The organism is Rhodospirillaceae bacterium, from assembly GCA_018660465.1.
GTDB lineage: Bacteria > Pseudomonadota > Alphaproteobacteria > Rhodospirillales > JABJKH01 > JABJKH01.
In genome coordinates, this window is sequence record JABJKH010000093.1 from 1 (window position 1) to 23,267 (window position 23,267).

15 protein-coding genes, 1 tRNA gene and 1 pseudogene are annotated in these 23,267 nt (G+C 51.6%); 10 read left to right on the top strand and 7 right to left on the bottom strand.

Annotation, left to right across the window (positions count from 1 at the left end):
• Positions 1 to 2 precede the first annotated feature (2 nt).
• The 4 genes from HOM51_15930 to ssb all read right to left on the bottom strand — a co-directional run bounded on the left by HOM51_15930 (position 3) and on the right by ssb (position 4,309).
• Positions 3 to 78, bottom strand: a tRNA-Lys gene (locus tag HOM51_15930).
• Between the two features lie 135 nt (positions 79 to 213).
• A complete protein-coding gene (gene coaD, locus HOM51_15935; protein MBT5036004.1) occupies positions 214 to 714 on the bottom strand; it encodes a pantetheine-phosphate adenylyltransferase in 501 nt (166 codons plus the stop codon).
• A gap of 66 nt (positions 715 to 780) precedes the next feature.
• Positions 781 to 3,570 carry a DNA gyrase subunit A gene (gyrA, locus tag HOM51_15940; protein ID MBT5036005.1) on the bottom strand — a complete coding sequence of 930 codons (2,790 nt, stop codon included), beginning with the start codon at positions 3,568 to 3,570 and terminating at the stop codon, positions 781 to 783.
• 235 nt (positions 3,571 to 3,805) lie between these two features.
• Positions 3,806 to 4,309: a single-stranded DNA-binding protein gene (gene ssb / locus HOM51_15945; protein ID MBT5036006.1), complete on the bottom strand. Its 504-nt coding sequence runs from the start codon at positions 4,307 to 4,309 to the stop codon at positions 3,806 to 3,808.
• 325 nt (positions 4,310 to 4,634) lie between these two features.
• Here ssb and HOM51_15950 point away from each other — a divergent pair, with 325 nt between their 5' ends.
• Complete coding sequence (locus tag HOM51_15950) at positions 4,635 to 5,528, top strand: hypothetical protein (GenBank protein MBT5036007.1); 894 nt, start codon at positions 4,635 to 4,637, stop codon at positions 5,526 to 5,528.
• A 408-nt stretch (positions 5,529 to 5,936) separates the two neighbouring features.
• On the opposite strand, the pseudogene HOM51_15955 reads toward HOM51_15950, so the two are convergent.
• A pseudogene (locus HOM51_15955) lies at positions 5,937 to 6,007 on the bottom strand (streptolysin S family bacteriocin).
• A 321-nt stretch (positions 6,008 to 6,328) separates the two neighbouring features.
• On the opposite strand from HOM51_15955, the gene HOM51_15960 reads away from it, so the two are divergent.
• From HOM51_15960 to HOM51_15970, 3 genes are all read left to right on the top strand, one after another.
• Positions 6,329 to 7,075, top strand: coding sequence for a peptidase (locus tag HOM51_15960; GenBank protein ID MBT5036008.1), 747 nt, complete (start codon positions 6,329 to 6,331; stop codon positions 7,073 to 7,075).
• A 108-nt stretch (positions 7,076 to 7,183) separates the two neighbouring features.
• A complete protein-coding gene (gene uvrA / locus HOM51_15965; protein ID MBT5036009.1) occupies positions 7,184 to 10,051 on the top strand; it encodes an excinuclease ABC subunit UvrA in 2,868 nt (955 codons plus the stop codon).
• 69 nt (positions 10,052 to 10,120) lie between these two features.
• On the top strand, positions 10,121 to 10,657 hold the full coding sequence (locus HOM51_15970; protein ID MBT5036010.1) for a cyclic nucleotide-binding domain-containing protein: 537 nt from the start codon (positions 10,121 to 10,123) through the stop codon (positions 10,655 to 10,657).
• Here the strand turns inward: HOM51_15970 and HOM51_15975 are convergent.
• On the bottom strand, positions 10,654 to 11,439 hold the full coding sequence (locus tag HOM51_15975; GenBank protein ID MBT5036011.1) for a hypothetical protein: 786 nt from the start codon (positions 11,437 to 11,439) through the stop codon (positions 10,654 to 10,656). The genes HOM51_15970 and HOM51_15975 overlap by 4 nt on opposite strands.
• A gap of 196 nt (positions 11,440 to 11,635) precedes the next feature.
• Here HOM51_15975 and HOM51_15980 point away from each other — a divergent pair, with 196 nt between their 5' ends.
• From HOM51_15980 to HOM51_16000, 5 genes are all read left to right on the top strand, one after another.
• Positions 11,636 to 14,002 carry a PAS domain-containing protein gene (locus tag HOM51_15980; GenBank protein ID MBT5036012.1) on the top strand — a complete coding sequence of 789 codons (2,367 nt, stop codon included), beginning with the start codon at positions 11,636 to 11,638 and terminating at the stop codon, positions 14,000 to 14,002.
• A gap of 556 nt (positions 14,003 to 14,558) precedes the next feature.
• Positions 14,559 to 16,751, top strand: coding sequence for a HAMP domain-containing protein (locus HOM51_15985; GenBank protein ID MBT5036013.1), 2,193 nt, complete (start codon positions 14,559 to 14,561; stop codon positions 16,749 to 16,751).
• A gap of 127 nt (positions 16,752 to 16,878) precedes the next feature.
• Complete coding sequence (gene trmFO, locus HOM51_15990) at positions 16,879 to 18,255, top strand: methylenetetrahydrofolate--tRNA-(uracil(54)-C(5))-methyltransferase (FADH(2)-oxidizing) TrmFO (protein MBT5036014.1); 1,377 nt, start codon at positions 16,879 to 16,881, stop codon at positions 18,253 to 18,255.
• Positions 18,242 to 18,583 carry a hypothetical protein gene (locus HOM51_15995; protein MBT5036015.1) on the top strand — a complete coding sequence of 114 codons (342 nt, stop codon included), beginning with the start codon at positions 18,242 to 18,244 and terminating at the stop codon, positions 18,581 to 18,583. The genes trmFO and HOM51_15995 overlap by 14 nt, the downstream gene beginning before the upstream one ends.
• Before the next feature lie 94 nt (positions 18,584 to 18,677).
• The gene (locus tag HOM51_16000; protein ID MBT5036016.1) at positions 18,678 to 19,010 is read left to right on the top strand and encodes a hypothetical protein; all 333 of its coding nucleotides are present in this window, start codon (positions 18,678 to 18,680) and stop codon (positions 19,008 to 19,010) included.
• A 1-nt stretch (position 19,011) separates the two neighbouring features.
• On the opposite strand, the gene HOM51_16005 is transcribed toward HOM51_16000, so the two are convergent.
• Entirely contained in the window at positions 19,012 to 20,025 is a 1,014-nt protein-coding gene (locus HOM51_16005; GenBank protein ID MBT5036017.1) for an aldo/keto reductase, read from the bottom strand.
• A gap of 192 nt (positions 20,026 to 20,217) precedes the next feature.
• Between HOM51_16005 and HOM51_16010 the strand changes: the two genes are divergently transcribed.
• Positions 20,218 to 23,265, top strand: a complete 3,048-nt coding sequence (locus tag HOM51_16010) for a hypothetical protein (GenBank protein ID MBT5036018.1) — start codon at positions 20,218 to 20,220, stop codon at positions 23,263 to 23,265.
• Positions 23,266 to 23,267: the final 2 nt, after the last annotated feature.

The window sequence follows — 23,267 nt, forward strand, 5'->3', positions numbered from 1 at the left end:
AATGGTAGGCGCTGCAGGGATCGAACCTGCGACAACCTGATTAAAAGTCAGGTGCTCTACCAACTGAGCTAAGCGCCCTTAAGAATTGCCCCCAATAATTGCCCCAAATAAATTTTTTAGGAATTGGTGGAGGAAGAGACGGGAAAATACGGACCCGAGGGGCCTCGGTCAATCCATTTTACCGTAGATTGAGGAGAAAGTTTCTGGTTCGGGTTATTTGTATCGTTTTACCAAGTGTTCGCAGACCCTGGCGGAGACAAAATGGCTCACATCACCGCCCATGACGGCGATTTCCTTGACGAATTTAGAGGCGATGAATTGGTAGCGGTCTGCGGCCATCAAAAACACCGTTTCGACATCTTTGTTTAAACGCGAGTTCATGCCCGCCATTTGAAATTCGTATTCGAAGTCAGATACAGCGCGGAGTCCGCGGATAATCACAGATGCCCCCAGACCAGACGCCAATTGGGTCAGCAGGTTATCAAACGACACGACCTCTACCGGATGTTCTTTTCCAATGTCCATCGCCGCGACCTCAGCCTCAACCATGGCGACCCGGTCATCTAGGCTGAACAAGGGCTCTTTACCCGCATTAACCGCCACCGCAACGACGAGCTTATCCACCACCCTGGACGCGCGTTCGATAATATCGGTATGGCCTTTGGTCACGGGATCGAAAGTTCCCGGATAGACGCCAATCCGCGGTGCCGTCATGATTGATCCCCCAGTTTTTTATCGCCCCGATAAAACCTTAGCTTCGCTTGAAAAGTTTGCTTCGCTTTAAGAATCCGCCTCGACTTCATCGCCAACAGTTTCATCTGAAGTCTCGCCGGCTTCATCATCGCTCTCGCCTTCATCATCGTCGTCAACGTCACGTAAGCGCGTGACTGAAACGACATTCTCGTCTTCCGCCGTCTTAAATAACGTCACGCCACGGGTCGTGCGGCCCATGAAGCTGATGTCTTTTACCGGACAACGGATCAATTGACCACCATCTGTCACCATAACGATTTGGTCGCTATCCAAAACAGGGAAGGACGCGATGATCTTCGTCGTCCCCTCCCCTCGGCTGAGATCAATGCTGCGGATGCCCTGCCCGCCGCGGCCTGAAATTCTAAATTCGTAGGCCGACACCCGACGGCCGAAGCCGTCTTCTGTCATGGTGAGGATGAATTCTTCTGCCTCTGCCATCGCTTGGAATTTTTCTTCCTGTAAGTTGGCAGCGGAGGCTTCATCTTTTGCCTTATCTTCAGGTCGGTCGGTATAATCGCTGCCCGCAAGCCGTCGGTTCGCCCCAACCGCAGAAAGATAGGTTTCTCGGTCCGCGACCTCTGCATCGACGTGGGTAAGCCCCGACATCGCGATAACCTCATCCCCATCTGCGAGTTTAATTCCCCGGACACCGGTGGAAGACCGGCTGTTAAACACCCGAAGGTCGTCTACCGGGAAGCGAATGCACTTGCCGTCGCGGGTCGCCAACAGAACGTCATCGTTTTCGCTGAATGTCCGCGCCTTGATCAAGCGGTCATCGGCATCGCCATTCTCAAACTTCATGGCAATTTTGCCATTGGCCTTCACATTGCCAAAGTCAGACAACAAATTGCGCCGCACTTTGCCTTTGGCGGTCGCAAACAAGATATTCAGATCGCCCCAGGTTTCTTCATCTTCCGGCAGCGCCATCAAGGTTGAGATGGTCTCACCTTCTTTCAACGGCAGCAGATTGATCATCGCCTTACCCCGCGCCGTCGGAGAGCCTAACGGCAGCTTATAAACCTTGAGCTTATACACAATCCCAGCAGACGAGAAGAAAAGCACCGGTGTGTGCGTATTGACGACAAACACCTGGGCAACGAAATCCTCGTCCCGTGTGCTCATACCTGAGCGCCCCTTACCGCCCCTGCGTTGAGCCCGGTAGGTCGACACCGGCACCCGCTTGATGTAGCCGGTACTGGACACCGTCACGACCATGTCTTCGCGCTGGATGAGGTCTTCGATGTCATGCTCAAACTCGGACTCGCTGATCTCGGTACGGCGCGGCGTGTCGAACTGCTCCTTCATCTCAAGCAATTCTTCGGTGAGAATCCCCAATAACTTCTCGCGTGATCCGAGGATGGACAGATGCTCCGCGATCTCGGCACACAGTTCTTTTAGATCATCGCCGATTTTATCGCGCTCCAAGCCAGTCAAGCGATGCAGGCGGAGTTCAAGGATCGCGCGTGCCTGGGCTTCTGAAAGCTTGTAATGGCCATCTACGACCTTGCGATCGGGCTCATCCAACAGCGCAATCATTGGCTCAATATCTGTGGCAGGCCAGTCACGCTCCATCAATTGCGCGCGTGCGGTCGCCGGGTCTGATGCCGCGCGAATGAGTTTGATGATCTCGTCAATGTTAGCGACGGCAACCGCGAGTCCCGCCAATACGTGTGCCCGATCCCGGGCTTTGCCAAGTTTAAAGATCGTCCGCCGCCGAATGACGACTTCGCGGAATTCAACAAAGGCGCGGATAATTTCCTTTAAATTCATCAACTTCGGCATGCCGCCATCGAGCGCCAGCATGTTGACCCCGAAACTGGTTTGCAACGGCGTAAAGCGGAACAACTGCGCCAAAACGACCTCGGGCACCGCATCCCGTTTAATCTCAATCACCACGCGAACGCCGTGGCGGTCCGATTCGTCACGAAGATCGCTGATGCCTTCGATCTTTTTATCGCGTACCGCCTCAGCCATGATCTCGATCATCCGAGACTTGTTCACCTGATAGGGAACTTCGGTAACGATGATGGCATAACGGTCCTTGCGGATTTCCTCAACTGCCGTCTTGCCGCGAATAACGACTGAACCCCGACCAGTTTGGTGCGCGGAAACGATTCCTGAACGGCCCAGGATAATCCCGCCGGTGGGAAAATCGGGCCCAAATACATGGTCGGTGATTATCTCATCTATCGTGATATTTGGATTTTCGATATACGCGCAACAGGCGTTAATCACCTCACCCAGGTTATGGGGAGGAATGTTGGTCGCCATGCCGACGGCAATGCCACCAGCTCCATTGACCAATAAATTGGGAATTTGCGCCGGTAAAACTGACGGCTCGTGCTCCGATTCGTCGTAATTGGGTTGAAAATCGACAGTATCCTTGTCGATATCCTCCAACAACGAATGGGCGGAACGTGCCAGTCGAGCTTCCGTATACCGCATTGCTGCAGCACGATCGCCATCCATGGACCCAAAGTTCCCCTGTCCGTCAATCAACGGCAGGCGCAGGGAAAAGCTTTGTGCCATCCGCACCATCGCGTCGTAAATCGCGGTATCGCCATGTGGGTGATATTTACCCATGACATCACCAACGATCCGCGCCGATTTACGGTAGGCTTTGTTATAGTCGTAGCCGTTTTCCTTCATCGAATAGAGAATACGGCGATGGACAGGTTTCAATCCGTCACGGACATCAGGAAGCGCCCGGCTAACGATCACGCTCATTGCGTAATCGAGATACGACCGCTTCATTTCGTCTTCAATGGTGACGGGAACAATGTCCCTTTCGGGAGGCGTCGTCGGAGGTATGGTCAAGAGGTTATCTCGGTAAAATTAAATACGGCAGGGAGGCTCAAACCAGCCGATTAGATGTGCCCCCCTATTGTTACTAAATCTAGCACCTTTAGCTGCACCACACAACAACATGGACGAAAAATCCGTCCCTAATTTTCCGAACCCACGCAAGCAAGCGGCCAGATCGCCGCGTTTTCAAAACGAACCAATTTCACAATCTCGAAACTAGATTAAGTATTTTCAATAATTGATTGATTTAAAACGGTATTTCATCATCAAGATCGCCGCCTGGCGCAGGGGCTCCCCCACCACCACTGGCGCCACCATCACCAGCTGGAGCCGAATCAGAGCCGCCCCATTCGGGCGCTCCTCCACCCCCATCGGCAAAGTCACCGCCGCCACCGCCACCACGGGTATCCAACATCGTCAAATTACCGCGGAATCGCTGCAGGACAACTTCGGTCGTATATTTGTCCTGACCACTGTTATCGGTCCATTTTCGGGTTTGTAATGCCCCTTCAATATAGACCTTGGAGCCTTTGCGAAGGTATTTTTCTGCAACATCCGAGAGACGCTCATCAAAAATCACGACTCGGTGCCATTCGGTCTTTTCTCGGCGCTCTCCAGAACCTTTATCGGTCCAGCTCTCTGAGGTGGCAATCGACAAATTGGCGATCTTGGCGCCATTTTGAGTGTTTCGCACTTCTGGATCCCGACCTAGATTGCCGATTAAGATAACTTTGTTAACGCTGCCTGCCATAACTTTCCCCCACGAGTGGACTGGATAATAAAAACGGAACGCATGTTCCTGAAAATCTTTCGCACTTTACACGCAGTATCCAAACCCACGCCACACCGAAGTAATCCACATATCCACCGTTATTGTGGACGATTTAAATAAGAACATTTCATGAACATACGGTTGATTCGATTCGATGTCAACATACGCTGGTTGGGATATTATGGGTGTTCAACTCAACGATAAAAAATCCGCAAATTTACTGTTTATTAGATGAAACCGGATCAGAATATGCTTAATAATGTCGGTTTGCATATTTTCGGATTATTACCTTGGGGGAGTTTATATGCCGGAGCTTGCAACGAAAGGCTGGCCGAAGACTTCAGACGGCACCACAGATTGGGAGGCCGTCTTCGAAGACGCTGAAGGTGGTCTAATTCCTTTGATTGCCCAGGCAAATTCGCCGCAAGCCCTGCGCGAGTGCGCCATAGTCACAATCCAGATGCTGTTCTCTCGCGACAATGATGCTGAAAATGTCACCAATTTAACTTCCGAACTTAATGAACTTGTGCCTGATGACGCGCAGGCGCATCAGCTTGATTTCTTTGGCAAAGCGATCACAACAGTCCTTCGTCAAATCAAGCAGGAACGAATCGATTTAGCTGAGGAGTATGTGAAAAATAAGAAGCTTGAAGAAGAAGAAAAAGCGGCTGACGTATCAAAAGAAGCGGCAGCACCAAAACCTTCTGACGCCCCTTCAGAACCTAGCAATACGGAACGTCGGTCACCACGAAAGACGAATAAACCGTCCTTAAAGAAGCCGAAGAAAAAGCCCCCACTCAGCCCAATTTGGTCGATTGCTGCTGCTGCTGTTTTAGCAATTGCCCTTGGTGGCGGGGTGTATTTAGCTTTCGCACCGAGCGACACTGAAGTTGCCGCCAAAGCTTGGGCCGGTTGGGCGAAGAAGACTGTCACGGCTCGCCTACCAAGCAGTTCTTGGGCCATTACGTCGGCCAAACAAGGCGATGGTAAAACCGTCGTTATAGAAATCCTCATCAGCGATAAAAATCATATCGCACAAATTAAATCTACGCGGCGTATCGTGAGGTCAGAATTTCTAAAACCCGTCTGCCCAACAGCAGAATCCGGCATCAGCCGCATGATTGATGTCGGTTGGAATTTGTGGATCACTCTGAAAAGCAAAACCGGCAACTTGACCGGCGGCACATGCAAGTACTAGTCCTTTACACGACCTAGACCAAGGTTTAAAATTCGCCTGTTCAGACCGTAATTTCTATCCATTCGTCGAAGGTTAGGCCTGCGCAGCCGAGCGTTGGTTCCGTACTCTATACGAGCGCCGGTATTTAATAATAAAAATTTTGGGTTTCGTTCCTTGGAGGTCTCAATTCTGGATGCGAGCAGCATGCAGAGAGAGGGCTTGCTTGCTCGTAGAACACTATTAGGGGGCGTGTTCAAAGTGTCGCCTCATGATGAGTTATCTTGAGGGGGCACAGTCTTTAACTCCCTCTCTGGAGCCCCTCAAAATGGCAAGCCAAAGTCAGTCCCAGAATAAGCAATCCCAGCAACAACAGCAACAACAGCAGCAAGAACAACTGCAACAACAGCAGCAGGAGCAGCAGCAACAACTTCAGCAACAGCAGCAGCAAGAACAGCAGCAGCTACAGCAACAACAGCAGCAGCAAGAGCAACAGCTTCAGCAACGCCAGCAGGAGCAACAGCAGCAGCTACAACAGCGCCAACAACAACAGACGCAGGCCCAACAGCAGCAACAACAGGCCCAGCAGCAACAGGCGCAAGATCAGTAAGAACCGTCATCTCAACGATAATAACGACTGCGAACAATGACTTAGGCAATCAAGCCCCCTTCGATAATCTTTTCTAACGGGCTTTAGTATTTGTCGGTGGACTGAACGGCGAATTTGCTGACCTCTTCAGCGCGTCGTCAGTCCGCTTTTTCGACCCCACATATTCGCTAACGTCACACCTCCGAAAGTGCTAAGCTCGATTTAGGAGTGATTGATGACATATTGTTTAGGCATAAAGCTGCGCGAAGGGCTCATCTGTCTGTCTGATGGCCGCATCACTTCGGGTGGCCAAGTCTCTATCGCCCGCAAGGTAAGTCTCCACGGCCCAGTTGATCAGCAGGTCTGTGTTATGACATCCGGGCTCCGCTCATTGCGCGACAAGACCATATCCTACTTCGAGCAAGACTTCTCCGAAGAATCGCTGACTGCCGAAAACATGATTGAGGTGGTCGATATCTACACAAGCAGCCTGAGACGCGTCGCGGAAGAAGACCAGAACGCGTTGCAATCCTCGCAACTTTCCTTTGATTTGAACGCAATCATTTCTGGGCAAATTGGCGATGACCCAGAGCCATCGATGTTTCTGATCTACCCGGAAGGCAATTGGGTCGAAGTGACCGAACGAACGCCCTACATCTCAATAGGTGCCACCGCCTATGGAAAGCCGATTCTGGATCGCATGCTTAACTATGAGACACCAATGGAGCTGGCATTACAGGTCGCCTTTTTATCGTTTGATTCAACCCGGGTCAGCATGTCCGGTGTGGGTTTCCCCCTCGACATGCTCACCTTTACCAAAGACCGCAGGTGGCGCGAGATTGAACTTGATATCGATGATGTCGCGGGTATTCGACAATGGTGGAACGACAATGTAACGGCGCTTGCCGCCAATATGCCGCCAGGACCTTGGGTAGATCATTTACTACCGGGCGGCGGACTAAAAATTATCTCAAAAAATTGACCCATGACGCAAATTATCGGTGGCTTTGTTAGCGCTCCCTTTACTGCACCTATATCAGGGTTTAAATCTGAACGGTTCTGAACTCTTTTTCCCGGACCGTGACCCTCTATGGCTCTCCCTAAACACCATGCCCCCAATATTCACGTGCGCGGCGCCCGCGAGCACAATCTTCAAAACGTTGATGTGGAAATTCCCCGCGACAGCCTGACCGTGGTCACCGGATTATCAGGTTCGGGTAAGTCCTCCCTAGCGTTTGATACGATCTATGCCGAAGGCCAGCGCCGATATGTTGAAAGCCTGTCGGCTTATGCGCGCCAATTCTTGGAATTGATGCAAAAGCCGGACGTGGATTCCATCGAAGGCCTTTCACCGGCGATTTCCATCGAACAAAAGACCACGTCACGCAATCCTCGTTCTACAGTCGGCACAGTGACCGAGATCTATGATTACATGCGGTTGATGTTTGCGCGCATCGGCGTGCCGCATTCACCGGCGACAGGCCTGCCCATTGAAAGCCAAACCGTCAGCCAAATGGTCGACCGGGTCATGGAGATGGAAGACGGCACCCGCCTTTATATTCTGGGTCCCATCGCCCGGGGCAAAAAAGGTGAGTTCAAAAAAGAACTCCAGGACCTGCGCAAGCGCGGATTTCAACGGGTTCGGGTAAATGGAGAGCTCTATGATATAGAGGACGCGCCAACCCTGGATAAGAAGTTTAAACACGATATTGAGGTTGTTGTAGACCGTTTGGTCGTTCGGGAAGGGCTTGAGACCCGGCTTGCCGATAGTTTTGAGACGGCACTTGAACTGGCCGATGGCTTGGCCTTTACCGAAAACGCGGATTCGGGGGATCGGGTTACATTTTCGGCCAAGTTCGCCTGCCCTGTCTCCGGCTTCACGATTGATGAGATTGAGCCTCGGCTGTTTTCCTTCAACAGCCCCTTTGGTGCCTGCCCGGCCTGTGATGGCTTGGGCACAGAAATGTATTTTGACCCTGAACTGACGATCCCCAATGACCAGGTATCATTGTCACAAGGGGCCATCGCGCCCTGGGCCAATTCGTCGTCCCACTATTACAGGCAAACCCTGGAAAGCCTCGCCTCACATTATAAATTCGACCTCGCCAAACCGTTCGCCAAATTGTCCAAAAAAATCCGCGAGATGGTGCTTTATGGCTCGGGAAATGAGTCGGTAACGCTGCGCTATAATGATGGTCGAAAGTCTTATGATATCGACAAGCCGTTTGAAGGGGTTATCCCGAACATGGAACGGCGGTGGCAAGAAACTGATTCGTCTTGGGTGCGCGATGAACTAAGTCGCTATCAAACCGTGACAACGTGTGAAACATGCAGTGGCTATCGGCTAAAGCCTGAGGCCCTGTCGGTCAAAATTGATACCCTTAGCATTAGCGAAGTGGCGGGAATGTCTATCGATGAAGCCTGCGACTGGTTCATAGCGCTGGACGCAAAACTTAGCCCAAAACACAGCGAAATTGCCCGTCGAATTTTGCGCGAAATCAATGAGCGGCTGGGGTTCCTGCGCAATGTCGGGCTTGAATATCTGAACCTATCGCGCTCGTCCCGCACCTTATCGGGCGGCGAAAGCCAACGCATCCGGCTGGCATCTCAGATTGGCTCAGGCTTAACAGGTGTTCTTTATGTGCTTGATGAACCTTCCATCGGCCTGCATCAGCGCGACAATGCCCGACTTTTGGAAACCCTGAAACATCTGCGGGATCTCGGAAATACCGTCATCGTTGTCGAGCATGATGAAGATGCCATTCTGGAAGCAGATTATCTCATCGATATGGGACCTGGGGCTGGCATCCACGGCGGCAACGTGGTTGCCCACGGCACCCCCAAAGATGTCATGGTTCAGCCCGACAGTCTGACGGGACAGTACCTAACAGGCTTCCGGCAAATCCCTGTGCCGACCAAACGCCGCAAGGGCAAAAAAGGCAAAGCCCTGACCGTCGTCGGTGCCCGGGAAAATAATCTCGAGAACATCACGGTAAGTTTTCCGCTCGCGACCTTTACCTGTGTCACGGGAGTCTCAGGTGGCGGCAAGTCGTCACTGGTGGTGGAAACCCTCTACAAGGCCCTCGCTCGCCGCCTTCATGGTGCGCGGTTGCATCCTGGTGCCCACGACGAGATCAAGGGACTGGAACTCATTGATAAGGTCGTCGACATCGATCAATCACCCATTGGCCGAACGCCGCGCTCCAATCCGGCCACCTACACAGGTTCCTTTACGGTCATTCGGGATTGGTTCGCCAACCTGCCGGAAAGCCAGCAGCGGGGCTATAAACCCGGTCGGTTCTCCTTCAACGTTAAGGGTGGGCGTTGTGAAGCCTGTCAGGGGGACGGCGTTATCAAAATCGAGATGCACTTCCTACCGGATGTCTATGTGCAGTGCGATGTCTGCAACGGCAAACGCTATAATCGAGAAACCCTGGACATTAGGTTCCGCAATAAATCCATCGCGGATGTGCTGGATATGACCGTGGATGAGGCCTTGGATTTCTTCAAAGCCGTGCCATCGATTAAGAACAAAATGTTGACCTTGCAACGGGTTGGATTGGGCTATATCCACGTTGGCCAACAGGCGACAACGCTTTCTGGTGGGGAAGCACAGCGCGTCAAGCTTGCCAAGGAACTCTCTAAACGTGCCACCGGCAAGACCTTCTATATCCTGGACGAACCCACCACCGGACTGCATTTCGAAGACGTTCGCAAGTTGTTGGAAGTGCTGCACGAATTAGTGGACCAGGGCAACACGGTGCTGGTCATTGAACATAACCTAGAAGTCATCAAAACCGCCGACTGGGTTATTGATCTCGGCCCCGAAGGCGGCTCCAAAGGTGGCCAAATTGTCGCCACCGGCACACCAGAAGAAGTCGTCAAAATCAAAGGCGGATACACCGCTCAATATCTGGCCGGACAACTAGATAAAAAACCAGCGCGTAAAACAGCGTAACCCTGTTTGCATTTTCTTCACTAATTTCTCTCATATTTGGGAGGGGAATTAGGGAAATTGGGGGTAGCCATGTCGGGACCGGCTTACGAACCGAAATATTTCAAGGATATGGAGATAATTTTTGCCGAGGGTGACAGAGGTGGCGAAGCCTATTTCGTTAAATCCGGACAGGTTCGACTGACCAAAAACATCGACGGCAAGATGGAAAATCTTACCACGGTCGAGACCGATGCAATTTTCGGTGAGTTGGCAATTCTTGGCGACATACCCCGCCACGCAACTGCCGTCGCCATCGGCGAGTGCCATTGTTTATCGATCAACCGCCAGGACCTTCATGCGATCGTCGGCGAAACCAGCGGTGAAGTTCAAGGGCTGATCAGTTTCTTGGTTACCTATTGTGAAGAATTTCTGGTCTACGAAATGCGCGGATACATTCCGGGTGAGGCCGAAAAACCCGAACATAGGAAAGCATTTCACCTGCTAAAAACCGGCGAAATCCAACGCGCGATCGGCGAAATAAAAGACCCCGTCATGACCGTCATACTCCGCTCGCTCTATCACTATGCGGAACGCAGGCTGCCACTGGAACTTTGGGAACTTCTCTAACTTCCAGGCCGAATACGTCGCCACACATCACGGGTCACTTCGGCCATGCTTTCGGCCTGGAAATGGCTAAGGCAATTCCGCATACCAACGATGTAATAGTTATTTAGGTCTCGCTTGCAGTCATCGAAGCGCCGACGCGCCAATTTTTCACCCCTCGATTCCGGGTCCTTGCCGATAACGTCACGCCATAAAGAATATCTTTTGAGTCTAGAGACCTCACCCTTTCCAGGCAGAACATTGATCATTTTTTGGGTCAGTCGAGATTCTGTCACCGCATCCTTTTGAGTGATCATAGAGCCCTCGGCACGCTTGCGAAGTGGGCCGGTAAATTGAGCAATTTCTTTTTTGCTCAGCGGATTGATGTCCTTTGGTTTGCTGAGCGGCACCAAAGACCCAAGCTTACCGACCGACAGAGCGGCCTTTTCTACTCTCATAGAAATCAGTTCACGCTCCGGGATACTGATGGTGACGGATGCATAACCGTTAGAACTTTTAATCCGAACCCGGTCGGCGACTGAAACTTTTTTAACCCTGCCTTTTACGTCCTTAACGTACATCGACAAATCAGTTTCAATGGTCGGAAGATATTCCGTCCCATCGACGGGAATTCCGCGCTGTTCTTGCAAACAAAAGGTCGAAAACTCAGCCGAACAGGTGCCATTTTCGCAGGTCATCGGCGTTGCCTCAACCGACGCTATCAATCCCAGAATTTGCGGTGCAGCTTCCGTCCGACCAGAACCAACCAGTAACAACACAGAAATTATCAAGATACGAACAAGCATAACGCCCTCCATCTCTAACCTAAACAAAGAGTCTCACAGACCACAGGGCGGCGTCAACTGGCGGCAATTAGCGACGATTAAAATTAAATATAAATAATTTGATAATAAATGGTTGTATTTTTTCCTAACGTCCCCAGATCGAAATTTAATGATAATGATTATTAATTTAACCAGCACCTAAGGGGAAACGGTGTCCATGGTTCAGAAGACAAAAGACCGTCTTACGAACAACGACCTGCGACAGGTGGTCGATGCCTGTCCTGCCATTATTTACACCCGCGATGTTCAGGGTGACTTCCAAGCAACATTCATGAGTGAGAGCATTACGGAACAACTGGGCTATGAGCCTCAAGAGTTCTTGAATAATGTACAGTTTTGGAATGACCATATCCACCCAGATGATATTTCTCGGGTGCTAAAGGAATTCCCGTCGGTATTAAAGAATGGCCATCTAAGCCATAAGTATCGGTTCCGTCACAAGGACGGTACCTACTGCCTCGTGCGTGATGATATGAAGTTCATCTCTGATGCAGATGGCACGCCTGAGAAAATAGTCGGGACCTTGCTTGATTTCACCAGACAAGACCTAATCGACGAAGCGTTTCTAGCCAGCAATGAACGGTTTCGACGTTTCTTCAACATGCCGTTTACCGGCGCCGGCATAACGGCGATTTCCGACAAAAGCTGGATCGAGGTCAACGACACCCTATGCCGTCTTATGGGTTATAGCCGCGAAGAAATGCTGGAATTGACTTGGGCTGATTTGACCCATCCAGATGACATTGATGAAAACACGCGTCTGTTTAACGAGACTATTTCAGGGGAAAATCTTAAGTCATACGGAATGGAAAAGCGTTATATCCGCAAGGATGGGTCAACGCTTTATGCAATTTTGTATTCCGAATGCGTACGGCAACCAGACGGAACTCCGAGTTATATGGTCATTTCCGTTGAGGATATTACTGAACGCAAGCAGTTCGAAATGGCACTCTTGCAAAGCGAGGAGAACATCAAACAAGAACGCAACTGGCTAATCGATGCAATTAACGCCTTCAAAGACGGATTTGCCCTCTACGACGCAGACGACAAGTTGGTGATCTGCAACGAAAATTTTCTTAAAGCCCATGAAGATTTGAGGAACATTTTGAAACCGGGCATTACCTATGAGGAATGTGTCAGGACCCGTGCAAGGCTTAGCCAGCATAGAGATGGCATAATACGGGACGAAGAATGGATACAAAAAAGATTACACCAACACCGCAACCCAACGGAGCCATTTGAACGATCCTTTGCCGATGGAACAACATTTCAAATTCACGAATTTAAAACGCGTAACGGCGGCACGGCCGTCGCCCGATTTGACATTACAAACCAAAAGAAGGCCAACAATTCGTTGGCTCAAAATGAAATTAAATTGAAGGCGGCACTTTCCAAAGCCGACGAAGCCAACCAAGCCAAATCGATATTCCTAGCCGCCGCCAGTCACGATGTCCGTCAACCCCTTCAGTCAATGGGGATGTTCCTCTCTGTGCTGGAAGACAAGTTATCAAAGACCCCAGTTGGCAAAGAAAAAACCGTTCAGGCCCTGGTCGATCGTATGAATGATTCGGTTTCGGTTCTTACCGGATTGTTTGATTCGCTCTTGGAAATTTCCAAGCTGGAATCACAAACTTTGGAACCGATAATTACAGAATTTAATGTTGCCGAATTGGTCGCACGATTGGCGGGTCAGTTTGAGTCTCGGGCTCGCGATAAGGGGCTTGATTTCAAAGTTGTAAGCGGCGATTTCAAAATCCAGTGCGATAAAACCCTTGTAAGTCAAATCTTGAGCAATTTCCTGAGTAATGCCATCCGTTATACAGACACCGGCGAAATTCTATTCGGAGTTTATCGACAGGGAAGACAAATTAGTATCGAGGTAAAAGACGCGGGCATCGGCATCTCCGAAACAAATATAAATCACATCTTTAATGAGTTCTTTCAGGTCGGAAACAAACAACGCGACCGGACAAAAGGATTGGGTCTCGGACTAGCCATCGCCAAAAGAACTGCCGATCTAATGGCCCTGCCTCTTACGGTATCGTCAAAAGAGGGAAAAGGATCCAAGTTTGCAATTCAAGTGCCTCTCGCTAATGACCATTCGGATACCTCCAAACAGGTCGCTGATGGTGCCTCTAACAAACCAGGAAACAGCGCCACGAAAACGATCCTCGTGATCGACGACGACCCGATCGTTTTGGAAAGCTTGAAATTCCGCCTGGAAGCTTGGAACCACGTGGCACTCGCAGCCCTTTCGCTGGAAGAAGCGCAGGAATTGCTCCTCCAAAACGACACCCACCCCGATATCATCATCTCGGACTTGAGACTGAGCGAGACCATGGACGGCGTTCAGGCTATCAAGGTTCTGCGCGCTGGCCTAAAAAACGATGTTACCGGCATCATTCTGACCGGCGATACCTCCCCCGACCGACTTGCATACATTGAACAAGATGGACTCACCGTGGTTCACAAGCCGGTCCATTCCGATATGTTAGCGGCATTGCTGAACGAGCCCTTCAGTTAACCGATCCCATTTCATCCACGTCGGACGTGCATTTGTAATCCAAATATTGCCCGTCAATAATTATAAACTGGCGAAAAGTAGTGCCTGCACTAGGCATCTGCCCCTCATGAATGCGGCAAAGTAATGTAATGATACTGTCAGGTTTCTGTAAGAGATTTTTAGCTATAATAACAACATCTTAACTACGGTAAAACTCGACGAAACACATCGACATATTGCGAAACTATTTTAGATTTCAAATTTGTAAGTAAAATTAATGACCTATTATACTTAATATAGAAATTCTGGTATACTGAAACCTTAGAAATCTGGATGTACAGTAAATTATTTACATAATAATTATATAAATATTTTTTTCTTGCAAAAATAATTAGCGACCACACATGCAAATCCGAGGGTGCAATCGATGAACACCCTAACGGTAAAGGATTTATGACCATTGGGACACCCAACTACTTTGATTAATCAAGATCAATCGAAGCTAAATTCAGGGAACAATGCGAAAAAGTAAATTAGTTCAGTTATCACATTTCACCTCTAGAGGGAGACTTCAGACATGCGGTTCAACGCCATTCAAACTTGGTTCTCAAACCTACGGACAAAAACAAAAGTCCTCATCGGCGTTTTATCGCCTTTGGTCCTATTAGTTATCCTAGGCATCGTCGCGGTCACCAGCATAAACAGCATCGTAAAAACCAACGGGTGGGTTGACCATACACGTGTGGTTCTGGCTGATGCAGCCGCAATTGTCGGGTCTGCTGTGGACATGGAAACCGGTATGCGGGGCTACTTATTGGCCGGCAAGGAAGGCTTCCTTGATCCCTACAAAGGCGGCGAGAAGCATACCTACGAAAGAATTGCAGAACTCCAAAAGACTGTTAGTGATAACCCTAAGCAAGTGGGGCGCTTGGCTGAGGTCGAAAAGACCCTGAAAGCCTGGCAGAAGAACGTTACCACCCCAACTATTAACCTTCGCCGTAAGATCGGCGACGCCAAGACAATGAATGATATGGCGGCCTTGGTTGGCGAAGCAAAAGGCAAGGTCTTCTTCGATAAATTTAGGGGCCAAATTGCCACCTTCATCGGTCGTGAACAGAAGCTGTTAGATAAACGTGAAAGCGACTTCGGGAAACTCTTGGTTTCGTCCAGCGTCGACAGCGCCGTCGCGAAGCAGACCATCGGATGGGTGACGCATACCTACAAGGTGATCGCTAAGGCTAATGATATCTTGGCGGCTGCCGTAGACATGGAAACCGGTATGCGGGGCTACCTGTTAGCTGGGAAAGAAGAATTCCTGGGTCCTTATAAGGGCGGCGCAAAGCATTTCTACAAGGCAATTTCCGACCTTCGCAAAACCGTTAGTGACAACCCTGCACAAGTTAAACTTCTGACCGAAACTGAAGCCAATATCAAAGGCTGGCAAACGACGGTCACGGAGCCCACAATCCAACTTCGCCGTGACATTGGCACCGCCAAAACCATGGACGACATGGCGGACTTGGTGGGACAAGCCAAAGGCAAAGTCTACTTTGATGGCTTCCGCAAAATCATGGGTGAATTTTCTGCCGAAGAAGCAGGCCTGATGAATACGCGTAAAGCCCACAATGATAGCACTCTCAAATCCACCTTCACCCTTATCGCAGTCTGCATCATTGGCGGCTTGGTCATCGGTATCATTCTGGCGGTCGTTATTGGCGCCGGTATCGCCAACCCAATCAACAATATGACCGGATCAATGAAAACACTGGCAACTGGTGATACCACCGTCGAAGTTCCAGGAACCGGTCGCGGCGACGAAATCGGCGACATGGCCGAAGCGGTGGAAGTCTTTAAGGCGAACATGATCAAGTCTGATGAACTGGCGGATGAACAACGTCAGGAAGCGGAAGCCAAAGAAGCACGGCAGCGGACCATGGAGAACTTGATGGATGTATTCGAACAGGGCGTCACCGGCGTTCTGGGCGAGGTCAGTTCTGCCTCTCATACCATGAAATCAGCTGCGGAAGGCATGGTTCAAACGGCAGATCAAACGCTTGAGCAATCGAGTGTCGTTGCCAGCACGGCGGAACAAACTTCCGGCAACGTTCAAACTGCCGCAACTGCCGCGGAAGAACTCTCGGCCTCGATTGGGGAAATCAGTCGCCAAGTAACTCATTCCTCGCAAATCGCCAATGAGGCCGTAAGTGAAGTGCAAACCACCAGCGGAAAGATCAACGAACTTGCAGACGCGTCGCAAAAGATCGGCGACGTGGTTGCATTGATTACGGATATCGCCGATCAAACCAATCTGCTGGCGCTGAACGCAACAATTGAGGCCGCGCGGGCAGGTGATGCCGGTAAAGGCTTCGCAGTTGTTGCTTCTGAGGTTAAGAACTTGGCCAATCAAACGGCTAAGGCGACCGAAGAAATCAGCATTCATATCACCGGCATCCAGCAATCGACTCAAGAAGCTGTGACGGCGATGGATGGTATTGGCAATACGATCGGCAATATTAACGAGGTCGCATCTACCATCGCGGCGGCGGTTGAAGAACAAGGTGCCGCAACGCAAGAAATCGCTCGTAACGTTGAGCAAGCGGCGGCTGGCACGACCGAAGTGACCAGCAGCATGGCGACCGTTAACAACGCTGCGAGTGAAACAGGCACGGCGGCGAATAGTGTGCTGACCTCTGTAGAAACACTATCGGATCATTCCGATAGCCTACGCGGTCAAGTCGAGCAGTTCCTGAGCGATATCAAGGAGGCGTAAGACACACAAGCACGTACTACAGTTTAAGATCAGGGCCATTCGTACCCCGGGGTTTGCCGGGAAATACGGATGGCCCTTTTCTGTTACAATCTTGTAAGTAGCCCGCTCCAGCGCTATCAGTTGCCCCATGAATATATTGAAAGATACCGACGCACTCAGCGACCGTCCTGTACACGTTATCGGCGGCGGGTTAGCAGGCAGTGAAGCCGCGTGGCAAATCGCCCGCAGTGGTGTTCCCGTGGTACTGCATGAGATGCGGCCTGTACGCGGGACCGATGCGCATCAGACCGACGGTTTGGCAGAACTTGTGTGTTCCAATTCGTTCCGATCCGACGATGCCGAGAACAATGCCGTCGGCCTTTTGCACGAAGAAATGCGGCGCTGCTTTTCGCTGATCCTGCATACCGCTGACGAACATAAGGTGCCAGCAGGTGGGGCACTGGCGGTCGACCGAGACGGGTTTTCAAAGGCCGTGCAAGAGTCACTGGAAGGGCATCCCCTTATATCTATTGAGCGCGAAGAAATCGCCGGATTACCGCCCGAAGACTGGGATTCAGTGATTATCGCGACCGGCCCCCTCACCTCCCCTGACCTTGCCGAAGGAATCCGCCAACTGACAGGCGAAGACTCCTTGGCATTCTTTGATGCCATTGCCCCGATCATCCACAAAGACTCCATCGATTTTGACAAAGCCTGGTACCAATCGCGCTATGACAAGGGAGACGGGGCCGACTACATCAATTGCCCAATGAACCAAGAGCAATATTTCGGCTTCATTGACAATCTGATCGATGGCGACAAGGGCGAATTCAAGGACTGGGAGAAAGACACCCCTTACTTCGATGGTTGCTTGCCGATTGAAGTCATGGCCGAACGCGGTCCCAGGACCCTGTCGTTCGGACCGATGAAACCTGTCGGGCTGACCAATCCACACGATCCGCAAACCAAGGCATACGCCATCGTCCAACTGCGCCAAGACAACGCCCTTGGCACACTTTACAATATGGTCGGATTTCAGACCAAGCTCACCTATGGCGAGCAGAAGCGTGTTTTTCGGACCATTCCGGGGCTAGAGAGTGCAGAATTTGCGCGCCTCGGTGGCCTGCACCGAAACACCTTCCTCAATAGTCCTAAGCTGATGGATGAATCGCTCAGGCTTAAAGCGAGACCCAGTCTCCGCTTTGCGGGCCAAATCACCGGTTGCGAAGGCTACGTTGAAAGCGCCGCCGTTGGCCTAATTACAGGCCGTTTCGCCGCAGCGGAGCGTTTGGGAAATCCGCTCTCCTCGCCGCCTGAGACCACGGCGCTGGGCGCGTTACTAAGCCACATCACCGGCGGTGCCGATGAAAAGACATTTCAGCCAATGAACGTAAACTTTGGGCTTTTTCCGCTGCCGGACGAATTAGACCACCGCGGTCGGCCGGTCCGTGGCAAAGAACGCAAACAAGCGCAAAGCCGTCGCGCATTGACACATTTGGAGGCATGGCTCAATGAAACGGCTTAGTTTTATTCTAGCGTTATTTCTTATCGCAGCTCCTACCCTTGCTGACAGCCCTAAGCGTAAGCCAATCAAGGTCCCAGAGCCTCACGCGCAACGTATAATGAAAATCGGCGAACTGGCGGGTATTGCCCAAGTCTGCGGCATTAGCTGGGCGGGTTACTATATTTCCTTCCTGAAAAGCGAAAACAAGAAGGCGATTTGGAGCGCTGCACAACTAAAAAACGTCGCCGCCATATTCGCCTTTTCTCAGTCCAAGGCGGTTCGGGAGACCAAGACCTGTCCCGTGTCTCAAAAAGAACAAATCCGCACCAAAATACAAAAAGGGACTTAAATCCCACACCCAATTTGGAGTATCCTGACGTATAGACGAGTGATGAGGGGAGAAAACGAAATTGCGTTCCTGGGGTCGCAAGGCAGGAATATTGATGCTGGCCGTCCTGGTTGCAGCCGCAGCACCCGTGAAACTGGAGAAGCCCAAGCGCGGTGTGATCCCGTCGAGTGAACAGCGCCGAGTCGAGCGCGCTGGTCGGGACGCAGGTCTGGCCCAAGCCTGCAACGTGGAATGGAAATCCTTCCACGAAGCCTTCATGAAAAAAGAAAAACGCAAACGGTGGACCCGCCGCCAACTTAAACACATCGACAAGGTCTTCGCCTACGGCCAAGCCAAATCATCCGGCGGCATCAAATCCTGTGACACCTCGCAACGCTTCAAGATCGTGCTGAAACTAAGACGGCGGATGCTCGATTTGAAGGGATGACCTACCCAACCATCGGAAACCGCCCCATTACCGGGAACTTGGGGTCAACGAATCCCGGCGTGGAGAACTGCCCCGGCGGAACAAGGCTGTCGAAATAGGCTTCGTCCTCGGCAGTGAATACGTAGTCCAAAGCTGCAAGATTCGCCCGCCAATGTTGCGGTGTCCGTGGCCCCGGCAAAACCGACGTCACAGCCTTAGAATTCAGCGTCCAGCCAATCGCCAGCGCGCCCGGCGTAGTTCCCTTGGATTCCGCGTAAGTCTTTAATTTCTTTGCGATAATAAGAGATTCCTTGCGGAACTCCGCTTGCAGAATGCGGCGGTCTCCGCGTCCCGCACGGGTGCTCGGGTCAGGCGCTTCATCAGGATCATATTTCCCCGTCAAAACACCCCGCGCTAACGGGCTATAAGGCACCACACCAAAACCGTAATGCTGACAAGCTGGCAACAACTCAACCTCAGGCAGCCGATTCATCGCGTTGTAATACGGCTGACAAACCACTGGAAGTTCGAGTTCGATCTTCTCGCAAACATGCGCGATCAGCCCAATTTGCCAAACCGGGAAATTGCTAAATCCCCAATACCGCGCTTTGCCTGCACGAATGATATCCTTCACCGCACCAAGGGTCTCTTCCAGCGGCGTCGAGGCATCAGATTGATGCAGGTAATAGACATCTACATGATCCATCTTAAGGCGCAAAAGACTTTGATCGATAGCAGTCATCAAACGGCGGCGGTTGAGCCCTTTGTCATTGGGGCCGGGTCCCATGGGGGACGCCCCGGTCTTGGTCGCCACGACCCAGGCGTTGCGATCGCGCTTCAAAAGCTTGCCAACGACCCGTTCGGAAGCAGTTCCCGAATAGCTTTCAGCCGTGTCGATAAAATTGACGCCGGCGTCGCGCGCCATATTAACGATTTTTGCTGCTTGCGCGTCTGTCGAAGCACCACCGAACATCATTGTTCCCAAGCAAATCCGCGACACCTTAAGTCCGCTGGTCCCAAGATTAACGTATTCCACGCTCTGTCCCCCATCCCACTCGACGTCAAAATCGATAAAAGTGTGCAAGCTTAACAGACAGCTAACACATTGTCATATATAGAAAAACTAAGGATTTCTTAGGAAATTTTAACCATATTTGAAATTGGAGTCGTATGCGTGGGTACGTGCGTGTGCGATACTGTGGGGGAATGTGTGAGTGTGGATCGAAAATTGAACCGGTCACTGGGTACATTTGCGAGCGTTAAATCAGGCTTAGGGCAACAGCCCTGCCGCGTCTTCGTGCGGGTATTTCTGATCGCGTTCGTGCTTACAGTATTCACCGTTGTTCCCGCTATTGCCCAATCGAATGCCCCGCCACCCGCTCAAGAACGTCCGCCTGCTGGCGTTACCTTCTCCCGGGCCACAGAAAACTTATTTATGGCGGTACGCCTCAAGGATTTGAATGCTGTTAAGATGGCGATCAAAGAAGGGGCAAAAATTTATGCGACGAACCGCAAAGGAACCTCACCCGTCGGCTTAGCTGTCGATAAGGGATATTTCGAAATCGCCCATTACCTGCTGCGTCTACGGGGGGAGCGGGATAAGAAGCTTTACCAAACAGAACAGCCCAAACCGAAAGGCGCCTGGACACCAAAGGTTACGCTTGCGAAACCGGACGCCCCGGTAAAGCTGAAACCGCCTGTTGCTGAAGCAACTCCTAAACCGACCGGGCCACCTGTACCCCTTACACCTTCGGAACCCACCGTAACTGCGGAGTTGCCTAAAACACCGGAAGAACCCGGCTTGCTGGACTCTATAACCATCCCGCCACCACCGCGCACCCCCGCCCTATCAGACACGGCGTTGCAGTTTGCTGATGCGCCCTCCCCGGAGCTACCTTCCGTCCCAGAGATGCCGACCGCCTTGGAACCACCGAAAGAAGAAATTCCAACGGCACCCATTGAGGCTCTTAAGGTTCCAACAGAAACAGCGGAACTACCGATACCTTCAGGCCTACCCGAAATCGACTTGCCGGAATTGCCCGGTGAACCGGCCAAGCTGAAAGAAGTTGCTAAACCAGACGACACGGCTAAGCCAGATGATGGGGGACTTTCCTTACCGTCCCTGGGAAGCGTTGACGAACCGAAACCCGTTCCGCCTGCCCCCGCGCCAACAGAGCCTAATGACACAGAATCCATTGGTGTGGAAATTCCGACGCAGACACCGGTGCCAGCACCGGTGCTGCCACGCCAAAAAGGATCTTCCCCATCCATTTCTTTGATCTCTAAACTGAAGACTTCGTTTGATCGACTGACAAATGATTTGATCAAAGGTTCGGACACGGCGGACAAAGCGCGCACCTCCAAACTGGTAAATAAGTTCGAAGAATCATTCGACCAGTTTGCCAAACGCTATATTCGGGAACGCGGCCCAGCTGGCGCGAATGAACCGGGGGCTGCTGGCCGTTTGATATCGGAAGTTCGCGAAGCCTATTTACGCCTCATCCAAGGTACCGTATCACCAAGTGGCACACCGCCAAGACAACCCCAACTGGCTGAGACTGGTGTCCCAGAAACTGAGGCTGAAGTCGAATTTCAAGAGGCGCCAAAAACCGAACCCGGCACGGCTCCCCTTCCCTCAGAGGAAGGAGAAGTAACGTTCGAGGAAGCGCCCGTCACAAAATCGGCGCAACCAGCACCCTCAACGACTGACGTTCCACGCAGCCAGAGAACAGCCCTGCAGAAAATGCGCGAAAAAGTTCTGAATACCTGGCGCTTTTTGACTGGCTCACCCGTTCCGGAAGAGAAACCGGCAAAGTCGGCCCCGCGTCAGACTGAAATCGCCAAAAAACCTAAACCTGCCCCAGAAGTTCCTCCCACTCAGACACCTGAGATACAGCGTGAGGCCACAGCCGAGGTCAGCCAAAAGCCCAAGCAGGAACCTACCGCAGAATTACCGGGTCTACCTGAATTGCCAGGCCTCGGCGAACCAGACACACCTCTGCCCACAACAACTGAACCTTCTAAGTCCAAAGACGATGACCAGCTTGCCTTTCTGCCGCCGCCCAAAGGCTATGAGCATCTGGCCAAGCCCGGAGAATCTGAAGACGGTGGCTCAGCCGGCGCTAAGGCCGTTGCCAAAGGCAAGGCACCCACCCTCGAACAACAACTGGATCAAGCCTTCAGCATTCCTGGTCTTGGAGACGATGCCCCCCAGACACCCACCAAGCCATCTGCCAAACCGAAGAAGGACAGCTTGGATGCAAAGCTGGATGATGCCTTTAGCATCCCGTCGTTAGAGGAACCATCCAAGGAAAAGCCGGGTGAGATTCCAGGACTTCCTGGCCTGGAAGAACCAGACACCAAACCCAAGGCTCCTACGCGATCAAATAAGTACAAGACCGTTGGTCCCGGTCCTTCGGGCCCCGCACCGGTCGGCGCACAGCCAAAAAAATCAGAAGGTGGCTTGATCGATAAGCTGGTGGATATGGTGCAACCGGACGAATTGAGTTCGCCCAAAGAAACCGCCGCAACTGCGATCGACAACTCAGACGAATCCGGCTGGGGCGTTAAGAAGATCGAACGCGCAGACACACCGCTTGGCAAGACGGCCCCCCCTAAGGGCGTTCCCCAAGCACCTGGAAAATATATGTCCAATGTGGTCTTGACCATTGGCGAGTCCATGCGCCTCGGCCGCACCACCAGTGATCGAGACGGCAATGGTGCAGACACAGACACCTGCGTCATCAAGCGCCGGGGAACTGTCGCCTTCTGCATTGAGCCAGCGACTTGGCCGGAAGCGATGGTCGAACACTTCACTGTTGATTCGGTCATGTATCAGGGTCCCATGGCCGTCACCCGATACGATGACGGTGTCGCAACCAATCATCATGTTATTTTTGATTCCAAATCATTCGGCAACGTGGTCGACTATTATAAGAGCCGGTTTGGCAATCCAACTTCCGTTATCAGCAGGGGCATCGCCCCCATGGGGGAACCCAGACGCGGCAACCCGGTTGCCATGTGGCAAAGCGTCGATCCCAAGACCAATCTCGTCACCACCCTGGAAGTCCGAAAATTCGATGATGCGCGCGGCGGGTTTCCAGATACGGACAAGGGTGTCGTGATGCTCTACCACGCCTGGTCGTCACCTATATTCCCGCAGTTATCAACTCTGGAATTGATGGTTCTAAAACCACAAGTCCCAGTGGGTGACGCCGGAACCGAAGGCGCTCCACCGCCTGAAGACTTGCCTGTTCCGACCTTCCCTGGGGGGTAAGA